At 42.1% G+C, this 22,154-nt stretch carries 21 protein-coding genes and 1 pseudogene; 9 read left to right on the top strand and 13 right to left on the bottom strand.

From position 1 onward, the window contains the following. Nucleotides 1–76: 76 nt before the first annotated feature. Nucleotides 77–559, bottom strand: coding sequence for an RNA pyrophosphohydrolase (locus tag L6C30_RS07890; RefSeq protein WP_004976084.1), 483 nt, complete (start codon nucleotides 557–559; stop codon nucleotides 77–79). A 183-nt stretch (nucleotides 560–742) separates the two neighbouring features. On the opposite strand from L6C30_RS07890, the gene L6C30_RS07885 reads away from it, so the two are divergent. Both L6C30_RS07885 and L6C30_RS07880 read left to right on the top strand, forming a co-directional pair. Continuing rightward, the gene (locus L6C30_RS07885) at nucleotides 743–1,393 is read left to right on the top strand and encodes an HAD family phosphatase (RefSeq protein WP_230243966.1); all 651 of its coding nucleotides are present in this window, start codon (nucleotides 743–745) and stop codon (nucleotides 1,391–1,393) included. Nucleotides 1,394–1,541: 148 nt separating this feature from the next. Further along, the gene (locus tag L6C30_RS07880) at nucleotides 1,542–1,787 is read left to right on the top strand and encodes a DUF2789 domain-containing protein (protein WP_070155340.1); all 246 of its coding nucleotides are present in this window, start codon (nucleotides 1,542–1,544) and stop codon (nucleotides 1,785–1,787) included. Nucleotides 1,788–1,877: 90 nt separating this feature from the next. Here L6C30_RS07880 and L6C30_RS07875 read toward each other — a convergent pair whose 3' ends face one another. Next, the gene (locus tag L6C30_RS07875; protein ID WP_019836009.1) at nucleotides 1,878–2,738 is read right to left on the bottom strand and encodes a LysR family transcriptional regulator; all 861 of its coding nucleotides are present in this window, start codon (nucleotides 2,736–2,738) and stop codon (nucleotides 1,878–1,880) included. A gap of 206 nt (nucleotides 2,739–2,944) precedes the next feature. Continuing rightward, entirely contained in the window at nucleotides 2,945–3,181 is a 237-nt protein-coding gene (locus tag L6C30_RS07870) for a DUF2061 domain-containing protein (RefSeq protein WP_019836008.1), read from the bottom strand. Nucleotides 3,182–3,810: 629 nt separating this feature from the next. Between L6C30_RS07870 and leuC the strand changes: the two genes are divergently transcribed. From leuC to leuB, 4 genes are all read left to right on the top strand, one after another. Further along, nucleotides 3,811–5,259, top strand: coding sequence for a 3-isopropylmalate dehydratase large subunit (gene leuC / locus L6C30_RS07865; protein WP_236162803.1), 1,449 nt, complete (start codon nucleotides 3,811–3,813; stop codon nucleotides 5,257–5,259). Nucleotides 5,260–5,356: 97 nt separating this feature from the next. Continuing rightward, entirely contained in the window at nucleotides 5,357–6,007 is a 651-nt protein-coding gene (leuD, locus tag L6C30_RS07860; RefSeq protein ID WP_019836006.1) for a 3-isopropylmalate dehydratase small subunit, read from the top strand. A gap of 102 nt (nucleotides 6,008–6,109) precedes the next feature. After that, complete coding sequence (locus tag L6C30_RS07855) at nucleotides 6,110–6,673, top strand: hypothetical protein (RefSeq protein WP_019836005.1); 564 nt, start codon at nucleotides 6,110–6,112, stop codon at nucleotides 6,671–6,673. Nucleotides 6,674–6,712: 39 nt separating this feature from the next. Continuing rightward, nucleotides 6,713–7,792: a 3-isopropylmalate dehydrogenase gene (leuB, locus tag L6C30_RS07850; protein ID WP_019836004.1), complete on the top strand. Its 1,080-nt coding sequence runs from the start codon at nucleotides 6,713–6,715 to the stop codon at nucleotides 7,790–7,792. Nucleotides 7,793–7,901: 109 nt separating this feature from the next. Here the strand turns inward: leuB and L6C30_RS07845 are convergent, their stop codons facing one another. Both L6C30_RS07845 and infA read right to left on the bottom strand, forming a co-directional pair. Beyond that, nucleotides 7,902–8,309, bottom strand: coding sequence for a hypothetical protein (locus L6C30_RS07845; protein WP_026437974.1), 408 nt, complete (start codon nucleotides 8,307–8,309; stop codon nucleotides 7,902–7,904). Between the two features lie 160 nt (nucleotides 8,310–8,469). Then, nucleotides 8,470–8,691 carry a translation initiation factor IF-1 gene (gene infA, locus L6C30_RS07840; protein WP_001284370.1) on the bottom strand — a complete coding sequence of 74 codons (222 nt, stop codon included), beginning with the start codon at nucleotides 8,689–8,691 and terminating at the stop codon, nucleotides 8,470–8,472. 230 nt (nucleotides 8,692–8,921) lie between these two features. On the opposite strand from infA, the gene L6C30_RS07835 reads away from it, so the two are divergent. Then, the gene (locus tag L6C30_RS07835; protein WP_230243969.1) at nucleotides 8,922–9,929 is read left to right on the top strand and encodes an AraC family transcriptional regulator; all 1,008 of its coding nucleotides are present in this window, start codon (nucleotides 8,922–8,924) and stop codon (nucleotides 9,927–9,929) included. A gap of 114 nt (nucleotides 9,930–10,043) precedes the next feature. Here the strand turns inward: L6C30_RS07835 and truA are convergent, their stop codons facing one another. The 5 genes from truA to asd form a co-directional block, all read right to left on the bottom strand. Then, nucleotides 10,044–10,841 (bottom strand): tRNA pseudouridine(38-40) synthase TruA, encoded by a 798-nt coding sequence (truA, locus tag L6C30_RS07830; RefSeq protein WP_230243970.1) that lies wholly within the window; start codon nucleotides 10,839–10,841, stop codon nucleotides 10,044–10,046. A gap of 12 nt (nucleotides 10,842–10,853) precedes the next feature. Continuing rightward, nucleotides 10,854–11,834, bottom strand: coding sequence for an asparaginase (locus L6C30_RS07825; protein WP_236162804.1), 981 nt, complete (start codon nucleotides 11,832–11,834; stop codon nucleotides 10,854–10,856). Between the two features lie 47 nt (nucleotides 11,835–11,881). Then, complete coding sequence (locus L6C30_RS07820) at nucleotides 11,882–13,186, bottom strand: fimbrial protein FimV (protein WP_236162805.1); 1,305 nt, start codon at nucleotides 13,184–13,186, stop codon at nucleotides 11,882–11,884. 66 nt (nucleotides 13,187–13,252) lie between these two features. Then, complete coding sequence (locus L6C30_RS07815) at nucleotides 13,253–14,671, bottom strand: FimV family protein (protein ID WP_026438080.1); 1,419 nt, start codon at nucleotides 14,669–14,671, stop codon at nucleotides 13,253–13,255. A gap of 169 nt (nucleotides 14,672–14,840) precedes the next feature. After that, nucleotides 14,841–15,959, bottom strand: a complete 1,119-nt coding sequence (gene asd, locus L6C30_RS07810; protein WP_004976115.1) for an aspartate-semialdehyde dehydrogenase — start codon at nucleotides 15,957–15,959, stop codon at nucleotides 14,841–14,843. Between the two features lie 189 nt (nucleotides 15,960–16,148). Between asd and L6C30_RS07805 the strand changes: the two genes are divergently transcribed. After that, nucleotides 16,149–17,276, top strand: coding sequence for an endonuclease/exonuclease/phosphatase family protein (locus tag L6C30_RS07805; RefSeq protein ID WP_230243973.1), 1,128 nt, complete (start codon nucleotides 16,149–16,151; stop codon nucleotides 17,274–17,276). A 337-nt stretch (nucleotides 17,277–17,613) separates the two neighbouring features. Here L6C30_RS07805 and L6C30_RS07800 read toward each other — a convergent pair. From L6C30_RS07800 to L6C30_RS07790, 3 genes and pseudogenes are all read right to left on the bottom strand, one after another. Next, nucleotides 17,614–18,726: pseudogene (locus L6C30_RS07800) on the bottom strand (glycosyltransferase). A 24-nt stretch (nucleotides 18,727–18,750) separates the two neighbouring features. Further along, the gene (locus tag L6C30_RS07795) at nucleotides 18,751–19,686 is read right to left on the bottom strand and encodes a lauroyl acyltransferase (RefSeq protein WP_236162806.1); all 936 of its coding nucleotides are present in this window, start codon (nucleotides 19,684–19,686) and stop codon (nucleotides 18,751–18,753) included. 168 nt (nucleotides 19,687–19,854) lie between these two features. Beyond that, entirely contained in the window at nucleotides 19,855–21,762 is a 1,908-nt protein-coding gene (locus tag L6C30_RS07790; protein ID WP_070155367.1) for an ATP-binding cassette domain-containing protein, read from the bottom strand. A gap of 35 nt (nucleotides 21,763–21,797) precedes the next feature. Here L6C30_RS07790 and L6C30_RS07785 point away from each other — a divergent pair, with 35 nt between their 5' ends. After that, complete coding sequence (locus L6C30_RS07785; RefSeq protein ID WP_230243977.1) at nucleotides 21,798–22,040, top strand: SlyX family protein; 243 nt, start codon at nucleotides 21,798–21,800, stop codon at nucleotides 22,038–22,040. Nucleotides 22,041–22,154 lie beyond the last annotated feature (114 nt).

Genomic DNA, 22,154 nt, shown 5'->3' with positions numbered 1-22,154 from the left:
AATGATTTGAGGTCAGTTTTACACCACAGATGACCCTATAACAATAAGCTAAAAAATCTACATCTTCATGCAAATTTTAAGGTTTTTTCAGGGGCAATTGATTGCACAATTCCACCATCGCTTTACGGTAGACGTCACGTTTAAAATTGACGACCTGACCAAGCGGATACCAGTAACTGACCCATTGCCATTGATCAAATTCGGGTGGGTCGGACAAATTCAGCCGAATATGATGCGCTGACGCTGTCAGTTGCAATAAAAACCACTTCTGTTTTTGACCAATACATACGGGATCCGAATCCGTGCGTATATACCGATGTGGCAAACGATAACGCAGCCAACCTTTAGTTTGCGCGATAACTTGGACGTGTTCGGGCAGTAAGCCAACTTCTTCTCTCAGCTCACGATAAAGTGCCTGTTCAGGGGTTTCTCCATATTGGATACCTCCTTGCGGAAATTGCCATGCATTGTGACCAATGCGTTTTGCCCATAAAACTTGTCCAAACTCGTTTGCCAAAATGATCCCGACATTGGGTCGGAAACCTTCTGAGTCGATCATTTGGCTACCTAAATATTGTTTAATTTATGACTTTGCACTCGGGGATGATGATTTCTTTTCTCCAACTCGAAAACGCAAAGTGTAAATAATGTTAAAATTGCTATGATCTTAACGAATTTCTATCGACTAGCGGAGATAGATTTACAATTTTTTTCTTAAATTTCAGTTTTTACGAGTATTTTCATGAAATTGGCGCTATTTGATCTCGATCACACCTTGTTAAATACTGATTCAGATCATTCTTGGGGTGAGTTTTTGGTAAGTGAAGGCTTGGTCGATCCTGTTCGCCATCGCGCCATGAACGACAAGTTTTATGAAGACTACAAAGCAGGGCAACTCGACCCAATTGCATATAACGAATTTGTATTTGAGTTTTTAACCCAGCACGACAATCAGTACCTCACAGATTTGCATGAATTATTTATGCAAAAGGTGATTCGTCCACAAATGCGCCCTGAAGGGTTTAAAGCGATTCAGCGTCATCAGGCTTTAGGACATGAATTGGTGGGCATCACCGCAACTTCTGACTTTATTACGGCACCTATTTTTCGTGAATTTGGCATTACTGAAATTATTGCCACCAATGCGGAAGTGGTCGATGGTAAATATACAGGCAAGGTAATTAATACCGCATGTTACCAACAAGGCAAATTGGTACGTTTGGAGCAATGGCTTGCAGGGCGTGAAGTGACAGAATCTTGGGCATATTCAGACTCGATTAATGATCGTTTCTTGTTGGAATATGCAGATCACGCGATTGCTGTAAATCCTGATGCACGTTTACAGGCTTTGGCGGAAGAGCAAGGGTGGGATGTGCAGGATTGGTCAATTTAAGTCTGAATTTTTTGAGGCATTGCTACTTTGACTTTTACTAGCTTATTGATTTGTTTTTTTGTTTATTGCAATGTTGGATTATGTCATTCATTTTTAGAATAGGCATGCTAAGGTAAGGCAAGAATTAAATACGATCAGGAGTGAAAAAATGAGTGGTGTACGCCCAAGAATGACACATTTATTTGAACAACTGGGTTTGGATGCCAGTGAAGCTGCAATTCAGCAATTTATTGAAACGCATCAACTGAATGCAGAAACAACAATTGCCGAGGCAGAATTTTGGACGGAAGCACAGCGTCAGTTCATCGTCGAAAAAATCAAATCGGATGGTTCATGGGCAATAGTGGTAGATCAATTGAATGAATCTTTGCATGAAGATTCGGTGAATCGTTAAGATTACACTTGCCCTAAATTAAGCCAATAAAAAACACCCTCAGTACAATCGTATCTGAGGGTGTTTTCATTCCAAAAAACGATTAATCTTTTAGTGTTTCATCATCTCAATCAATTCTAAAACAGCGCGTGATTGCGTCCGGCCAGGATGCCATACCATGCCCAATTGACGGTTCATTTCCAAGTCAATATCTAACTGTTGTAACTCCTGATTGACCAACGTTTTAGGTAAAACAGACCATCCCAAACCAATTGACACTAACATCCGAATTGATTCTAACGGATTGTTGCTCATGGTAACTTTGGGTTTGACGCCTTGCTTTTCAAATTCTGCCAAAGTGATTTGACTGGTATAAGTTTGCGCGGCAGGCAACAAACTTGGGTAGGCGAGTAAATCGGTCAATTGCAGGTTTTTCTGATGTGCAAGCGGATGAAAAGGTGCGACCACAAACACTAATGGATCATTCCAAATGGTGACATAAGACAGACGTTCATCTAATTTTGGTGGTAAGGTCAGAAAAGCCAGTTCTAAATCACCCGCCAAAACTTGTTCATGTGCCTGTTCAGAATCGACAAAATGCACATCTAGCGTGACGTTGGGAAATTCCTGTACATATTCACGCAAATGATCGGGTAAATGATGCAAACCAATATGGTGACTGGTGCCAATTTTCAGTTTGCCTTGAACCTGTCCTTGCTCATGACTGAGGGTGTGGTGAATATCGCCGAGTTCATTCAGCCAGTTTTTGACTTTAGGCAATAATGAATGTGCTGCATGCGTGGCTTGCACCCCACGACCTGCCGACTCAAACAGCTTCACGCCAAAATAGCCTTCTAAGCTGTGAATGCGTTTGGTCACCGCAGGTTGGGTAATAAATAACTGATCTGCTGCCAAAGAAATAGAACCTGTTTCCATGACTTTTACAAAGGCTTCAAAGGCTGCAAGATTCATTTGAACCATCCATAAAGATTTTTTATTACTGTGTTTATTATTTAGAAAAAATTAGAATTAATCAAAACAAATTCTACTTATTTTGAAACTATGCTGTCGGGATGATCTAATCGATATACAGTAAAGATAAAAAAGATCATCGTGGACCGTAACCATGATGATCTCAAATTGAAATGGAATATTCACAAACAGAATCTTTAAAGCCGTTAAGCGATAATTTTAGAATCTTGTTTTTGTGCTTTCTTTTCCCAAATGCGCTCGTGAATGAAATACGCTACAGCTTGTACTGTTGGTTCGACCAAACTTAAGGTAATGGCCATCCAAATATTGCCTGTGACTATATAACCGACCACCATCGCCACGGTGATGTGCATGATGTAGTAGCTTAAAGTTTTTTTGAACATCCGTTGATTGTTGGTGACAAATTTTTGAATATGACTCATGTGAATACTCCTTATGCTGCTTTGATCGTTTTCTGTGTGGATAGCTAAAGGATAATCATTCTTATTTAATTTGTAAAAGCGAATAATTTTGTAATTTTAATTGGAAAATTAGATTTTAATAGTAAGATTACAAGGTCAAGATTTTAAGCATCTATTCAGTTTTGCTTATAGGCATGTTGTAATCAATCAATAAAAATTATTTTGCTTGAAAGAATAAAGGGTCTGCTGACATTTCATAAATGGCTTGCGCTGTAGGCTAAAACTGAGTAGATCAGGCATGAAATGCAGGGAATAGCGAGACTATTGCCAAGTTTCATAACGCAATCTGAGAAAGTTTTAGCCACATGAGCAAAAACAAAGCATTGCTTTGTTTGCTGCGCAAGGGGACAAGCATATTTTTTGCTGCTATTGCGTTATGAGTCAGTCATTTAGAATGACTAAATTTCCTGCCTCATGCCTTATATCAGCTAAAAAATATGCATTGTCGCAAACATAGACGAAGTGTCAATAGACCCTAAAAATTCCTAAAAGTTTTTAAATTAATAAAAATGATAAATTAGATTTATACAAATTCGCGGTTATAATCAAATTAATGAAAAAATTACCCAGTCCAGTGGAGTAGATCTGACATGGCAGGCGAAAACCAACAAGCACAAAATCCAACTGCAAAAACTTTGTATGACAAATTGTGGGATGATCACTTGGTCACTCAACGTGATGATGGCTCGGCTTTATTGTATATCGACCGTCATTTATTGCATGAAGTGACTTCTCCACAAGCCTTTGAAGGTTTGCAACTTGCAGGACGTAAACCGTGGCGTTTAAGTGCCAACGTGGCAACGCCTGACCATAACGTACCAACGTCAAAGAAAGAACGTGCGGACGGTATTGCGGGTATTGAAGATGATACTTCACGTATTCAGGTACAAACTTTAGATGACAACTGTAAAACCTTTAATGTGGTGCAGTTTGACATCAACGACATCCGTCAGGGGATTGCGCATGTGGTTGGGCCTGAGCAGGGCTTAACTTTGCCAGGTATGACCGTGGTTTGTGGTGACTCACATACTGCGACTCACGGTGCATTTGGGTGTTTGGCGCATGGTATTGGGACGTCTGAAGTTGAACACGTATTAGCAACCCAATGCTTGGTTCAAAAGAAAATGAAAAACATGCTAGTGCGTGTAGATGGCAAATTAGGTCAGGGTGTTACACCTAAAGATGTCGTTTTGGCGATCATTGGTAAAATTGGTACTGCAGGCGGTACAGGTCACGCGATTGAGTTCGGTGGTCAAGTGTTCCGCGATATGTCGATTGAAGGCCGTATGACAGTATGTAACATGGCGATTGAAGCAGGCGCGCGCGTGGGTATGGTGGCTGTGGATGACAAAACCATTGAATACGTGAAAGGTCGTAACTATGCACCAAAAGGCGAGCAATGGGATGCTGCAGTTGCTTACTGGAATACTTTACATTCAGACGAAGGTGCACACTTTGACACCGTAGTGGTATTACAAGGTGAAGAAATTGAGCCGCAAGTGTCTTGGGGAACTTCACCTGAAATGGTGATTCCAGTGTCACAAGCCGTACCAACTTTAGAACAGGCGAAAGATGACGTACAGCGCAATGACTGGACGCGTGCTTATCAATATATGGGCTTAACTGCAGGTCAGTCTTTGGCAGATATTCAATTAGACCGCGTATTTATTGGCTCATGCACCAACTCGCGTATTGAAGATATTCGTGCAGCCGCTGAAGTGATTAAAGGTCGTAAAGTTGCAGCAAGCATTAAACAGGCGATGGTGGTTCCGGGTTCTGGTTTAGTTAAGCAACAAGCGGAACAAGAAGGCTTAGACAAAGTGTTTGTAGAAGCAGGCTTTGAATGGCGTGAACCAGGTTGTTCAATGTGCTTGGCAATGAACGCAGACAAATTGCAACCGGGTGAACACTGTGCATCGACTTCAAACCGTAACTTTGAAGGTCGTCAAGGTAACGGTGGTCTTACCCATTTGGTGAGTCCAGCAATGGCAGCTGCGGCAGCAATCGCAGGTCATTTTGTAGACGTACGTTCATTCTAAGTTATGCCCTCATCCCAGCCTTCTCTCAGAGAGATGGCGTTCCCTCTCGCTATAGCAGAGGGCAAGGGAGAGGTTACGGATTCAGTGAGAATTAAACATGAAAAAATATACCGTTGAACAAGGTATCGTTGCACCATTAGACCGTGCCAATGTCGATACAGACTTAATCATTCCAAAACAGTTTTTGAAATCGATCAAACGCACTGGTTTTGGCGATAACTTATTTGATGAATTGCGTTATTTAGATGAAGGTTATCCGGGTCAGGACAATTCAAAACGTCCGATTAATACTGAGTTTGTGTTGAATCAGCCACGTTATCAAGGTGCTTCAATCTTAATTTCACGTGCCAACTTTGGTTGTGGTTCAAGCCGTGAGCATGCACCTTGGGCATTGAATGAATATGGTTTCCGTACCGTTATTGCACCAAGTTTTGCCGACATTTTCTTCAATAACTGCTTTAAAAACGGCATGTTGCCTGTGATCTTGTCTGAAGAGCAGGTCGAGCAATTGTTTCAAGAATGTGCGGCAACAGAAGGTTATCAATTAACCATCGACTTGGAAGCGCAAGAAGTACGCACACCAAGCGGTACGGCATTTAAGTTTGAAGTAGATCCATTCCGTAAACACTGTTTATTGAATGGTTTGGATGATATTGGCTTAACATTACAAGCAGCCGATGACATTCGTGCTTATGAAGAGAAAACCAAGCAGTCGCGTCCGTGGGTTTTTGCCGAAATTCAGGCATAAATTCGCTGAAATTTGTCATAGCATCGCTGCCTAACTCTTGCTAACATCGGCACATAATAATTTTTATATTTTGTATCTAACAGGTGAGGTTAGGGGCGAATAATGACTAAAATTTTCGGTCGGCTTGCTGTCATTGGATTATGTATCACTACGCTAAGCGCATGCCAAACGTGGAATACAGCACGCATTAAACAGGTGAAAGAAACTGAACAAAGCAAATCCAATGCGCTGATTTACTGTGCGGGTACAGATAATTGTGAGTTTGAGCGTTTAAATACGGTCACCATTGTCGATGCAGAAAAACATCGTGTTACACGTGCTGCCATTCAAGAGGGTTTGGTGCGTTTACAGGAATCATCCTTAAATAAATCCAATGCCTTGTATTTATCTGTACCGCCTAAACAACATGAATTGGTGATTCGCTTTTATCCCATTTCTAAAGATCGTGCAGAAAAATTGCATGTGATTCATAAGTTTAATGCCAAGCAAAAATATACTTTTAGAATGTATCGTGACCGCAGTCGTAGTAAAGGCAGCTTGTTAAATGTGTCTGCGCCAGATCCTTTATGTGTAGATTTGGTGCAAAACAGCACAACTATTCGACGTTTTTGCAAACCCTACAATGTCTTAAATGGCTTGGGTGAGTTTGTAGAACAAAAAATTTAATCCCACAGTCTTTGACTGTCAAGAACAATGGAAAATCTCATGTCAAAACATATTTTGATTTTAGCTGGTGACGGCATTGGTCCAGAAATTGTGAAAGCTGCTGAACAAGTGCTGACACGTGTCAATGAAAAATTCAATTTGGGTTTGACTTGGGAACAAGGTTTATTGGGTGGCTCTGCAATTGATGTACATGGCGAACCATACCCAGAAGTGACATCTGAGCAAGCAAAAAAAGCCGACGCAATTTTATTGGGTGCAGTCGGTGGTCCAAAATGGGACAACATTGAACGCTCAATCCGTCCAGAGCGTGGCTTGTTAAAATTGCGTTCAGAACTCAATTTGTTTGCTAACTTACGTCCTGCAATTTTGTATCCACAATTGGCAGATGCTTCAAGCTTAAAGCCTGAAATCGTATCGGGCTTAGATATCTTAATCGTGCGTGAATTGACAGGTGGTATCTATTTCGGTCAGCCACGCGGTATTCGTGAATTAGAAAACGGTGAAAAACAAGGTTTTAACACCGACGTATATGCTGAGTCAGAAATCAAACGCATTGCAAAAGTGGCGTTTGAAATGGCGAAATTGCGTGGTGGTAAAGTATGTTCGGTGGATAAAGCCAATGTACTAGAAGTGACTGAATTGTGGAAGCAAACTGTGACTCAGTTACATGCAGAACAGTACCCAGAAATCAACTTGTCGCACATGTATGTCGATAACGCAGCGATGCAATTGGTACGCGCGCCAAAACAATTTGACGTATTGGTGACAGGTAACTTGTTTGGTGACATCTTGTCTGATGAAGCGGCGATGTTGACAGGTTCTATTGGTATGTTGCCATCTGCGTCTTTAGACGAAAATGGCAAAGGTATGTATGAGCCTTGCCATGGTTCAGCGCCAGATATCGCAGGTCAAAACTTGGCAAACCCATTGGCAACCATTCTTTCTGTGGCAATGATGTTACGTTACACCTTCCGCGAAGAAGCGGCAGCAAAAGCCATTGAAGATGCAGTAGGCAATGTATTAGATCAAGGTTTACGTACTGCCGATATTATGTCTGAAGGCATGAATAAAGTTGGTACTGTTGAAATGGGTCAAGCAGTCGTTACGGCACTCAACTAAAAATTTAAGCGATTTAACCTATCGCTTACAGCTCAAAATCATTAAACGCAGTCTTCGGGCTGCGTTTTTTTATTGGTTTTGTACTTTCAGAGTGTTTTAGCTAGGAGACTTAACAGCGTTGTCCCGAAACATACACTGCGGTAGCAATACCCTGCTGTAGGCGAAAATACAAATCACAAGTCAGTGCAACATCGTAACTTTCATGACTCGGGATACCGATATTTAACGGAACAGCACCAATACCTGTAGTGGGATGCTGCGCCATAGGGATCGGAACACGTACAGGACGAATGATACGGTAATGTAGCAATTGAGGGGTAGCTTGAGCTGTACCAAGCTGTTGATAGCCAATTTGGCTTAATTGCAAATGGGTCAGGATATATTGGCTAGATTGACCAATAAATTGCTGTAAATACGCATCGCGGTTTAAAGTGGAATGCGGTGGATTACTACTACACGCCACTAAACTGAGCGCAAAAAGAACTGTTATACAAGCAACGCAGGATCGAAATAACATGCTTTTTCTCCCTTGCTCAAAACTTTATTGTAGAAGGCAATGCAAGAAAAGAATGTGGTGATTCGATAAGTGGTGGAAAGCAAGAATGAAAGGCTAGGCAGAAATTTTTGAGGTGAACGTAAAAAAGCCACTCCGAAAGTGGCTTTGCTTACACTAAAACTTAGCGTGCGCGGTAAGTGATGCGACCCTTTGTTAAGTCGTAAGGGGTCATTTCAACTTTCACACTGTCACCCGTTAAAATACGAATATAGTGTTTACGCATTTTACCAGAAATGTGAGCAATCACTTCATGACCGTTTTCTAAACGTACACGAAACATAGTGTTAGGAAGCGTTTCGGTGACAACGCCTTCGAACTCAATGAGTTCCTCTTTATTGGCCATAGCCTACCTGAGTATCAAATTGGAAAGGCGCAAATTATAGGCAATTTATCTGCAAAAATCAAGATGCTTAATCCTATACGCCGATCATCTGTTAGTAAAATAAGCGAATCATCGGTTTATACTTTTTCTGTAAAAATGGGCCTGTTTAGGTTGTCAGTTCGGTCAATCGCAGTTAATCTAATTTCAATCTTTTTAAGTATAAATGAAGTACATACAAGGAAGGTTTTTGCGTGGGTCAGCTAACAGATGCATCGGTTGTATTGCGATTAGGCTACCAAGCGATTCGTCGTGCGGGGTTGCCAACCGAAGAAATTTTAACAAAAGCTGGTGTGGCCTTAAATCAGGTCGAAGCCAATGAGCGAACGCCTTTAAATGCACAATATGCGTTTTGGGTTGCGGCTGAGGAAGTCAGTAAAGACCCTGATATTGGTTTACATCTGGGGGAACATTTGCCACTTTACCGTGGGCAAGTGATTGAACATTTGTTTATTTCTTCAGAAAACTTTGGTGAAGGTCTAAAACGCGCTTTGGCTTATCAACGCCTAATTAGTGATGCTTTTGATGCTAAATTGGTAGTGGAAGATGGTCGCTGCTATTTAACCAATGGTGTGCAGCCAGGGGCAGAAAATATCGTTAATCGTCATTTTTCTGAATGCGCCATGTCGGGTGTTTTACGATTCTTTAAATTTATTACTGAAGGTCGTTTTCAGCCCATTTATATCGACTTTAACTTTAGTCAAGGCGCTACTGATGATGAATATTTCCGTGTCTTTGAATGTCCTGTGAGTTTGGGGCAGAAAGAAACGCGTTTGTATTTTGATCCGAGTATTTTGGATTATCCGCTGTGGCAGGCAGAGCCAGAGTTGTTGCAATTAAATGAACAGTTGGCATTGGAAAAGCTACAGGAACTGGCGCGTTATGACTTGGTTGGTGAAGTGCGCCGTGCTATTGGTTCAACCTTAGAAAGTGGTGAAACCACCTTGGAAACAGTAGCGGCGCAATTGAATATCACACCACGCCGTTTGCGTACACAATTGAGCGAAGCCAATACCAGTTTTCAGCAAATTCTGTCAGATTACCGTTGTCGTTTGGCTAAACGATTATTATCGAATACCAATGAAAGTGTGGAGCGGATTGTATATTTAACGGGTTTTTCAGAGCCTAGTACTTTTTATCGTGCCTTTAAACGCTGGACCAATGAAACCCCAGTGGAATATAGAAAACGTAAACAGCGTTAAATTACCTCTTAAGTCCCTCCTAAAAGGAGGGATTTTTTCATTCCTTTAATTTTGTAGATCTGTGGTTTGTCTTCTATAAGGCGGGATTAGGGGGAGGAAAATTTTAAAAAGAGATTATTCTGGCATGTTTAACCAATGTGGACCTAAAGGAACTTTCGGTAAATCAAACTGTTCAGGATAATGTGCCTGAATAAAATACAAACCATCTGGCGGGGCGGTAATCCCCGCAGCTTTACGGTCTTGAGCTGCAAAAATTTGGTCAATATGCTCAATGTCATACAAACCTTGCCCAATCTCCAAAAGGCAACCCATTATATTGCGTACCATGTGATGCAAAAATCCATCGGCTTGAATATCTAATACCAAATAATTGCCGTGACGAATTAAGCGGCAATGGCTGACATGACGGACAGGCTGATTGGACTGACAGGCTGCAGCACGAAAGCTTTCAAAATTATGTGTCCCTTCAAATTTCTGCGCAGCTGCAATCATTTTATCGACATCTAAGGGATAATAAGCGTGGGTGACTTGTTTGTGCAGCAAGGCTGGGCGTTGTGGATTGTTATACACGACATAGCGATAACGCCGTGCCTGAGCCTTAAAACGAGCATGGAAGTCCATATCCATCGTTTTAATCCATTGAATTGCAATGTCTTTGGGGAGTTGGCTGTTGGCACCCATTAACCAACCGCGTTCAGGGCGAATGGCATGCGTATCAAAATGTGCCACCATATTTGTTGCATGCACGCCTGCATCGGTACGTCCTGCACCATGTAAAATAATGGGCTCATCGGCAATTTTACTCAGAACTTTTTCAATGGTTTCCTGCACACTGGGTACGCCTGCTTGCTGGGTTTGCCAACCCCGATACCGAATGCCACAAAACTCTATTCCGATTGCAAAACGCTGCATAATCACCTCAAATCACACTGAAGACTGCCAATGCGCATACCACTGTGCAAGGCTGTCGTATTGTAAATACATTTTTAAGGCTTTGGCATAAAGATCTGCGTGACTTTGGCAATCACTGATTAAAATTTTACTGTCCTGTAACCACTGGCTGATCGCATAGCGTTGCTGCATGCCACCAAAAGTAACTTGTGTGGTGAGAATCACGGCACATTGTTGAGATTGCAAGGCCTGAATTAACGCAATCACTTCGGCATTGACTGCCATATTGCCTGTACCATAACTCTGTAAAATCAGGCAGTGTGGTGGCTGTTGCTGTAAGGCTTTTAAATTATCGACCAAAGCAGAAATGGCAATTGGCTGCAACATCCAATTCAGGCAGTTAAAGTGCTGGGCTTTTTCAATATGCTGAGTTCTAATCTTGAATGCTGGTTCATTCTGCGATTTGCTCTCCGTGCAAGCCAAAGCGGACTGTCCTGTAAATGCATTTAACTCTGTGGTATGTTGTTTTAGTGCCGTTGCGGCATGAATCAGTTGATGATGGAAAGCAAGATATACGCCCGGAGTCACTTGATGAATCTGTTGTAGAGCAAAATTTAGGTTGTCTAAGGCATCACTAAATTCACGGGTATCTGTACCTTGTGCATTGAGTAAGGGATATTGGCTACCCGTGAGAATGACATGAGTACTTTGGACTAAAAAACGTGCTAAGACTGCACTGGCATAGCTGAGCGTGTCTGTGCCATGTATAATGACGAAATGTTGAAAATTATCTTGTTGTAATTTTTGAATATATTGAATGAGCTGTAACCAGTCTGCTGCTGTACATGCGCTACTGTCTTTAATGACAGGGGCAACAAAGCACTCAATCTCTAAATTTAGTGGCAAAACCTGTGTCACACGTGGCAGGAATTGCTCGGCAGGCATTGGGCTTAGTGGTTCACCGACACAGCCAAAAGTGCCGCCCATGTAGATTAACGCAATTTTTTTCATCATAAAAAAAAGCAGCCAAGAATGACTGCTTAATCTTAATCTGATTTGAATTAAGAAGCGATTTGATTCAGTAACTGATCTGCACGTTGGCGTTGTTCAGCAGAGTAATGAGCGTCTTGTTCACCAAGCAAAGCTTTCGCTGCATCATACGCGCCCAATTCAACATATTGGCTTGCTAAGTCTAAGTTCAACTGAACTTCATCCACTTGGGATAAGTCTGGAAATGATTTCACCAAAGGATCATTCAGATCAATATCTGTACCGATGAAGGTTGCAGCAGCTTCATGCGCAATACTTGGTGCAGCAATGACTTCTTCAGGTTCAATTGCAGGCTGAAGCTTGGTTTCTGCAGCAGGCGTATTGTCAAATGTGAAATTAAAATCAGGTGGTGCAGATTCAGCTTTTGCTTCAACCACAGGTGCGCTTTCTGGTGTCGAAAAATTGAAGTCCAAACTTGGGGCTTCGACTGCAGCGGCTTCACTGACTTTTGATTCTGGGGCTGCTGTTTCTGCTGTGGTTTCAGTTGGGCTTGATGCTAAATCAAACGTGAAATCGAGTGGTTTAACTTCCTCAGCAGGGCTTGCACTTGGTTGAGCTGTAATTGCAGGTGCTTCAGTCTTTGCTTCTGCTGGTGCAGAGTCTAGTGAGAAATTAAAATCCAGTGCAGCAGGTTCTGCCGCTTTTTCAACCATAGGCGCAGCTGCAGGACTCAAATTTAACGATGAGGTATTAAATTCTAAAGCTGCATCAGGTTCTGCAGTTTTATTTAAAGTCAGTTCGTGCTGTAACTGGTCAAAAGAAGCCGTTTGATTTGGTGTGCTTACAGGTGTAGTAAGATCTAAGCTACTTGGAGCCGTGGTCGGCACTTCATTTGCTGATTTTTCAACAATATCTTCATGTGAATGAATGGCTTTTTTTGCTTCAGCTTGTGACAGAATATCATCAAGCTCTAAAGAACGTAAATGATTCAGCAATTGCTCAATTGCAAATTCATCTTTTTGTTGCAAATGAATATCAAGCAATAACAAATACAAACCATGCAATGAGTTATCACGTTTTAATGCTTGGTTAATTTGCGCTTCTGCAGCAAAGAAATTACGTTCTTTGATCAGGTTTTCAATGTTGGTTTGGATTTTTACAGGGACAGGGGTAGAGTGTTGTAGTGTTGGAACAACCTCTTCAGCCACCACCGATTTCTGTGCAACTTTTTTACTTGTCCCAGTTTTCTTGGCACTAGTTTTGGCTGGCGCTGCTGTTATCTTGTTGCTTGGTTCGGCTTCTTTACTTGCTTCACGCTTTTTCAAGAAAATTGCGATCACCAGTAGCAAAATAAACGGAATCACATAAATCAGCATGTTTATACCCCTTGAGGATGTGGTACTTGTTTGACCTTATCCCAAAAAAATCATTGTGTGTAACATTTAGTGTTTTGGCTTATTTGCGGCTTGTTGTTTTTGCAATTGTTGTTGCAGTTCAGCAAGGCGCGCGTTGAGTAATTGAATTCTGTGATCCTTCTGACGTAATGCCAATTCTAATTCTGTTACGTTTCTCTGTAATTTAACGGTTTTCTCACGAGATGTCATAACTTTTAATGACAAGTCGCCCGAAGTTTGTGTGGATTGAGTGTTCTTCTTGGCAGAACCATGGGTCGAGTCCTGTTGATTTTCTGCCACAAGACTCATTTCTGCTTGATTTAAACGATATTTGGCTTTGCCTGATTGTGGTGCGCTGGCTCTTTCTGGTTGTGGAATCGCGACTTTTTTCTCTGGTTTAGAGTTAGCTTGTGCATGTAAATTTAAGGTCGCACCACGACGTAAACGATTGGCATCACCTTGAATAAAAGCATGTTCATTATTGGCTTTAATTTGCTGCATCACTTCAGCAACAGGGCGGTTGTTTTCACCCGCAATGCGTGAGGCAATGGCCCATAATGATTCATTCGATTGTACTACATGTTGGGTATTGACTGCAGGCTTGGCTGTGGCAGGGCTTGGTTTAGCCTGTGTAGCCGCTGTTTGTGCAGGCTTTTCCGCGGCGGCAACAGGCTGAGTTTGTGCTAATTGCTTCGTGCGTTGCTGTTCAGCAAATTTTTGTACCAATGGATCAGCCGATTGTTGTGCGGTGACTGAAGTAGTAGCTGTAGATGCAGTTGGTGTTGGGTTGTTATTTCTTTGTCCTGGTGCTGCTTTTGGAGCAGCAACAATCGTATTTTCATTTGCTGCGCTACGGCTTGGCGCAGTTTGGATTACTGTTACTACTTGATGGTTTAATGCAGGTGGTCTATTGCGTTGAATGGTTAAGGGTGCTTCGAAGGCTTGTTGTTCAATTGCTTTGGGTGTTTCAACCTGATAGGTCGCACTTACAGGTAAATTTAAAGCAATATCTTGCTCATTGACAATCATGATAGGCGTTAAAGCTTGTTCATTGCTGCGTTGCATAGCTGCCAATGGAGCAGGTGAACTGCGTTTTAAAGGTGTGCGAATATGTTGCAGGCGGGTTGCATTGCCTTCTTTAATTTTAACTACAATATTCAACTCAGACTCAGTTAACGGTCGGGATGAAGTAATGGTGATGACCCCTGTGCCGTTACTGTTACGACGTGTAAAAAAGTTAAGATGACCTGGTGGGCGGTGACTCGCACCAATTGACATCAGATCGTCAGCCGTAGCTAAACTGACATCAATCACTTCATTAACATTCGATTGACGAAAGTTGATTTCGGCATAGAGCAATTCCCCAGTGGTTGACTGAATTTGAATCGGGTCAACATTCATTGCATACATTTGCTGTGAAGCCAGAATAGATAAAATAGCGATCTTTAATTTGTTATATACAGTCATCTTAATTGTTAGCTCGGTCATTTATCGCAAGGCGAAAAGGATAGAGTAGCGAGTTGTAGGGCGATTGTAAAATATTAACATGTTGATTACATAAAAAAGCCAGTCTAATTTGACTGGCTTGTTAAGATCGATCACGGAATCGAAAATGATTCAGTGTTGTAGACGAGGCTTAAGCATTTTTGTAATCAATTAAGATTCGTAACATACGACGTAATGGCTCTGCTGCACCCCAAAGTAATTGGTCACCTACAGTGAATGCACCGAGGTATTCTTTACCCATGTTCATTTTGCGTAAACGACCAACAGGTACTGTTAAAGTCCCTGTAACGGCAACTGGGGTAAGATCGGTCATTGATGCTTCGCGTGTATTTGGTACCACTTTTGCCCATTGGCTCGATTGACGAATCATATCTTCAATTTCGTTCAATGGAACGTCTTTTTTCAGCTTCAATGTGATTGCTTGAGAGTGACAACGCATTGCACCAATACGCACACAATGACCATCAATTGGAACGATCTGCTGATTGCCTAAAATCTTGTTGGTTTCAACCTGACCTTTCCACTCTTCTTTTGACTGACCGCTTTCAAGCTGTTTGTCGATATATGGAATGAGAGAACCCGCTAAAGGCACACCAAAGTTTGCCGATGGGAAACCTTCGCCACGCTGTAATTCGGCAATTTTGGAGTCGATGTCTAAAATGGGTGAACGAGGATCATCTAACAAGTCTTTGGTGTTGTTGTACAAGTAGCCCATGCCTGTGATCAGCTCACGCATGTTTTGCGCACCTGCACCAGAAGCTGCTTGATAGGTCATTGACGTTGCCCATTCCACCAAATTGTTTTGGAATAATGAACCCAAGCCCATCAACATGAGTGAAACAGTACAGTTGCCGCCCACAAATGTTTTGGTGCCATTTACCAAGCCATCTTTAATGACATTCATGTTGACTGGATCAAGTACGATAATCGCTTCATCATCCATGCGTAGGGTAGATGCAGCATCAATCCAGTAACCATTCCAACCTTCTGCTTTAAGCTTTGGGAAAACGGCAGAAGTGTAATCACCACCTTGACAGGTAATAATGACATCCATTTGCTTCAGACTTTCAATATCTGTTGCATCCATAAGTGCTGGGGCAGTCTTACCACCAAACGCTGGTGCTTCACCGCCAGCATTACTGGTAGAGAAATAGAATGGCTCAAAATGAGCAAAATCATTTTCTTCAACCATACGTTGCATAAGGACGGAACCCACCATCCCGCGCCAACCGACCAGACCTACTTTCATGTCACTTTGCCTCGGTGCGTTAAAAAATAATAAAGGAATGTAAGTCTATCAAAAGGGGACACAACTGCAAGCATTACATGAACAAAACATGAGTATTATTGAGTGAAATCTCGTGTTTGTGTTACATACAAAATTGATAACTTTGGTTTTCATGTAAAAACCAAAAAAAATACAAAAGAGTAAAGCAAGATGATTTGGGTAAAAGGGCTTGCAATATTAGTCATTTGGTTAAGTTTTTGGTCACTGATTCCACGCGATGAATGGTGGATTCGGGGCGCAGATTTTCCACGTTTACAGATCTTGGTTTTAGGCATCATTGCCTTTGTTTTGCTCCTGATTTGGGAGCAGGAGTGGGATATGTCTAGCCAAGTGATTTTGATTGGACTGATTGCGGCTTTGGCTTATCAGCTCAAAATGGTCTTGCCCTATACCTTGCTGTGGAAAAAACAGGTTAAACAAGTCCGCCCTGAACAGTTAAATCCTGAAAAACAGATTTCATTAATCGTGTCCAATGTCCTGACACCAAATCAGAAATATCATCTGTTGATTGAACATATTCAAGCCTTAAAACCAGACTTGGTATTGACTTTAGAAACTGATTTGGCATGGCAACAAGCCTTGTCTGTGATTGAAGCCGACTATCCTTATCGGGTCGCTGTGCCTTTAGATAATTTATATGGCATGCATTTATATAGCCGTTTGCCGTTACAAAACAGTGAGATCAAATTTATTCTGAGTGATGAAATTCCATCTATTCATACCAGTGTGATTTTGCGTTCTGGGCAACCTGTACAATTGTATTGTTTGCATCCCAAACCTCCGAGTCCGACTGAAGCCAAAGATTCAGTTTTAAGAGATGCCGAATTGTTAATTGTAGGCGATCAAATCAAAGATTTAGATGAAAGCTGTATCGTGATGGGAGATTTAAACGATGTAGCATGGTCGCGGACGACACGCTTGTTTCAGCGGATCAGTGGTTTGCTCGACCCGCGCGTTGGGCGGCACTATATCAATACCTTTCATGCCGATTATCCTTTATTGCGTTGGTCATTAGACCATGTTTTTCATAGTACCGATTTTGCATTGGTGGATATGCAGCGTTTAGCGCATATCGGTTCAGATCATTTTCCTATATATGTTGTATTGCAAACTGGACGGGTGTTTGATCGAATTCAAGATGAATTACCGCAAACCGATGTCGATGAGCAAGAAGCTCAACAGGCGATTCAGGAGGGGATTGAAAAAGCAGAGCGAGAAGAAAAACTGGTGACAGATGAAATTGCACAACCATATAAAGCGCAGAATAAATCAGTATAGAAATTAAACGAAAAGTGTACGAAATGGCTTACACGGATTTAGGCGCATGACGCATGTTTTATTCTGACTGATCTGGTTAAGATTAATTCATCAGCACAAGGACTCGGGAACGGAATATCCCATTAAGGAAGACGATGCTGATGGATAAACATCAAGGATATGATGTAGGTAAGGAACGCCACACAACAAAATAACAATAAGTTTTGAAAGCACAACCTCATGAGCCCGAGTTTTACAGGATGTAGAACTCGGGCGATGATTTTTTTAGGGCTTTTTTTTCACTCTCATTTTTTTTATACATATTAAATTTCAATCAGCTCGATTCAGTTTTAAGGCTTTAGGTGTGTTTTGACTGCAAAACTTGCTGATATAAATCTAAGGTTTGATGACACATATCTGCCAAGCTGAACAATTCAACAGGGGCGACACTTTGCGGTGTTTCCAGATGCAATTGTGCTGCATTGAATAAAGCGACTTGGTCATCTACCGCGATGAGTCCTTGCGGATACAGTTGTGACAGAATTTCAGCCACACCACCACGGTTCCAGCCAATCACAGGTGTTCCTACCGATAAAGCCTCAAGCGCAGTGCGTCCAAAGGTTTCTGCCTGATTGGAAAGTGAAAGTACAATATCGCTAAACGCAAGCCACTCACGAATGTCAGAACGGTGTCCAACAAAGGTTATCGCTTCGGTCAAATGTTTATCCTGAATATTACGTTCCAGTTCCTGTAAATAAGCTGCTTTTTTAACATCTGCACCACCTACTACTACAGCATGAACCTGGGGATGCTGGGTTTTTAATTTCGCAATCAGATCAATCAATGTTTCATGACCTTTTAAGCGGGTGATACGTCCCGGCAAACAAATTAAAAACTTATGTTCAAGTTCTGGGAAATCTTGATAGGTATGTTGAATCCATTGTGCCGAAGGTTGATACCCATGCGGAAATGCAGCAGGGTCAATCCCACGATAAATGCGGACAATATCTTCTGGTGGGCAGTTTTGATAATGATCACGAATGTATTTGACCACACTGTCAGAAACTGCAATCACTTTTTCCGCTTGAGTCATAATTTGACTGTAACGGTTAACTGAATAAAAACCATGTACCGTTGAAATTAAGTGTGGGCGCTTTTCGGCTGGCATCCCTTATAGGGCAAAATGAGTCAGCCATGCAGGTACGCGGGAACGTACATGCACAATATCAGGTTGATGTTGCATAATCAGTTGGCGTAAAGGACGGATTTGCCACAAGCTTGATAATGATTTTTTGTGGATGGCTAACTTTAAATGGGTGGAACCTTCAGCCTCAAGTTGGTTGACCATCCGTCCGCCATTCGACACCACCAATGACGTATGCCCTTGAGCGACTAAAGCTCGGGCGATTTCGAGCGTACCGCGTTCTACACCACCACTGTTTAATTCGGGTAATAACTGCATGACTTTCATGAGTCTTTCCTTCTGCCGTGCAGATTAGTAAATATTATCATAACCTTCGGGGCGGCTCTTAAACCGACGATGAAACCACATATATTGGGTAGGGGCGATCCGTAATTGCTGCTCAATAATGAAATTGGTACGCGTTGCATCTGCGACTTCATCTGCGCTTGGAAAATCTAGCAGTTCAGGTTCAATCAAGACTTTATATTGCGGGTTGGAAAGCTCACCTGTACGGTAGAAATATAACGGAATTGCTGCGGCCTTGGTCATTTTAAGTAAACGACGATGCGCCGTAACTGTCGCTGCAGGGACGCCAAAAAACTGTGCCATAACACCTTGTTTTAAACCAAAGTCCTGATCTGGACTATACCAAATGGCACGACCATTTTTTAAGTGACGGATTAAACCACGCATGTCATCGTGGTCAATTTGATGACCGTAAATGGTGGCGCGACAACGGTAAATCAGCATGTCCAGTAAAGGATTATTTTGTGGACGATAGACCACATCGGGGTCAAAATATTGTGCACAGACATAGCCGCCTGCATCTAGCAGAGTAGAATGTGTGCCTAACAATAAAACTCCACGTCCAGCTGCTTGGGCTTGCTGAATATGTTCTAAACCTTCAACCTGAGTACGTCCTTTAAACCACTGTGGACAGTACCACGCATTTAAGGTTTCAAATACGCCGAGCATCTGATCGACAAAGACTTGTCGAGCATTCTCTTGAACTTGAGCCTCACTCCACTCAGGAAAACACACTTCCAAATTGCGTAATGTTGTTACACGACGTGATTTCATGCTGTTAAAGGCAAGATTGCCTAAAAACTGTGCCAGACGATACTGAATTGCCCACGGTAAAATGGCTAAAATCATTAGGCAGACAATACCAATCCAAATGCCCCAATATTTTGGCAACAGGAAAGACCATTGAAATTCGCCTGGTTGATATTCAGTGTGTTGACTCATAATGACCGTGTAAAGTGTTGTATCGTTGCAGTTTAGCACGAACCGATTTTAAAATTTAAAAGCATCCGTCCAATGGGAAAGATGCTTAAAACGATTTTTGCAAAGCTTTGGTGTAAGGAATATGCCCTGTGCTTAAAAAGTTAGGAACAATCACTTAAGCCAATATGCTTAGTTACCATTCGCCAAGTTTTCCAGTTCGTCCCAACGCTCCAGTTTTTCCAGCAACTCTTCATCAATTTCTGCTAAACGCTGTGAAGCTTTGGTGGCTGCATCGGCATCTGTTACAAACCAAGAGCCATCCGCCAGTTTTTCAGCCAATTCGGTTTGTTCCTGTTCCAGTGCTTCAATTTCACCAGGCAGCTGTTCTAAAGCACGTTGATCTTTATAGCTCAATTTTACTTTTTTGGCTGTTGGCGCTGCTGCAGCCGCTTCGGCTTTGGCAACGGCCTTTTTAACATCACTTTTTTGATCAACCACAGTTTGGTCTGGGCGTTGCTGCAAGTAGTCCTGATAGCCGCCAATATATTCATCAATATTGCCTTTGCCATCAAATACCCAAGTCGAAGTCACCACGTTGTCCATAAAGGCACGGTCGTGTGAAATTAGCAATAAGGTGCCTTTATAGTCGCTGAGCATTTCCTCTAGCAACTCTAAAGTGACCATATCCAAATCGTTGGTCGGCTCATCCATCACAATCAGGTTAGATGGTTTGAGTAATAATTTGGCCAGTAAAATACGGTTGCGTTCTCCGCCAGACAAGGCTTTAACTGGCGTGCGCGCACGTTCTGGTGAGAATAAAAAGTCTTGTAAATAACTATAAATATGACGACGTTGTCCGTTCACATCAACAAAGTCTGAACCTTCAGATACGTTATCTTTGACTGACTTTTCCAAATCTAAGACGTTACGTAATTGGTCAAAATAGGCAATTTCAAGTTGTGTACCTGTTTTGACAGAACCGCCATGCTCAATTTCACCTAAAATAGCTTTAATCAGAGTGGTTTTACCGACACCGTTATCACCAACTAGACCAATACGGTCGCCACGTAATACCAGTGTAGAAAAGTCTCTAATAATTGGAGCTTGATTGCCAAAGGCCACTTGTAAATGTTCAATATCAAAGACCAGTTTACCTGAGCGATTGGCTTCTTGCGCTGCCATATTAACTTTGCCTTGTTGGAAGCGACGCGCTTTGGACTCTTCACGTAAGGCTTTTAAGGCACGCACACGTCCTTCGTTACGTGTACGACGTGCTTTAATGCCTTGACGAATCCATGCTTCTTCTTCGGCCAGTTTTTTATCAAACAGCGCATTTTGTTTTTCTTCGGCTTCTAGTTGCTGTGCTTTTAAATCTAAATAACGTGAATAGTTACCTTCGTAGCTGCGTAATACACCACGATCTAACTCGACAATGCGGGTGGCAATACTGTCTACAAAAGCACGGTCATGCGAAATAAACAGCAGCGTTAAATTATTTTGATCGAGTAAGAATTTTTCTAGCCATTCAATACTTTCCACATCTAAGTGGTTGGTCGGCTCATCCAGCAACAACACGTCAGGTTGGGTGAGCAGGGCACGTGCCAACAATACACGACGTTTACGTCCCCCGGATAAATCGGCTAAGTCGGCATTTGGATCAAGTCCCATTTTGCTTAAAATGGCATTGACCTTATTTTCCAGTGCCCAGCCATCTAGCTGATCTAGCTTGTGTTGCAGGTTCCCCATACGGTCACAGGCATCCATATCGCCCAATACACAGGCATCGCTGGCTTCGTGATAGGCTTTTAATACTGCAGCAGCTTCACCTGCACCATCGGCCACAATATCGGCGACTTTGCCTGAATCCATGGGTACATCTTGCGCCAACATGGCAATCGTGATGCCATTTTGAATGGACACTTCACCTGCATCGGGCAGTAAACTTCCTTCAATCAGTTTAAGTAGAGTAGACTTACCTTCTCCGTTACGGCCAATCAAACACACTCGTTCGCCACGTTCTAGGTTAAAATTCGCGCCGTCGAGCAAGGCAGGTCCACCAAATGCAAGTTGGACATCCCTTAAAGTAATATAGGCCATAGTGTTTCCTAAAAAATCTCAAATGAGGATTTGAAATGACTAAACAAAGTATAGATGATCAGGCGTCATTTTCCGCACCCATTGAAGATTTGCAAGTGCGAATTGCATTTTTGGACGATTTAGTTGAGCAATTGAATGAACAAGTGGTTCATCAAAGTTTGGAAATTGCTGATTTAAAGAAACAAATGCAGTTGTTATATCAGCGGGTGGAGTCGGCAGATTTGTCGGATGGGATTGCAACATTTGACCCAATGACCAATCGCCCGCCACACTATTAATCAACCGTACTTAATCAAAGATATTGGTTTCAGTACTGAATTTAATTTGACCTTTGCTGTACTTCCCGCTGTAATGCTCGGCTGCTGTGCCTGAATCCTTTAAACCCTATTGTG

The organism is Acinetobacter sp. KAM396 (assembly GCF_021602765.1).
GTDB lineage: Bacteria > Pseudomonadota > Gammaproteobacteria > Pseudomonadales > Moraxellaceae > Acinetobacter > Acinetobacter towneri_A.
The sequence above is the reverse complement of the archived record's forward strand: the minus strand, read 5'-3'. Positions and strand labels throughout refer to the sequence as shown.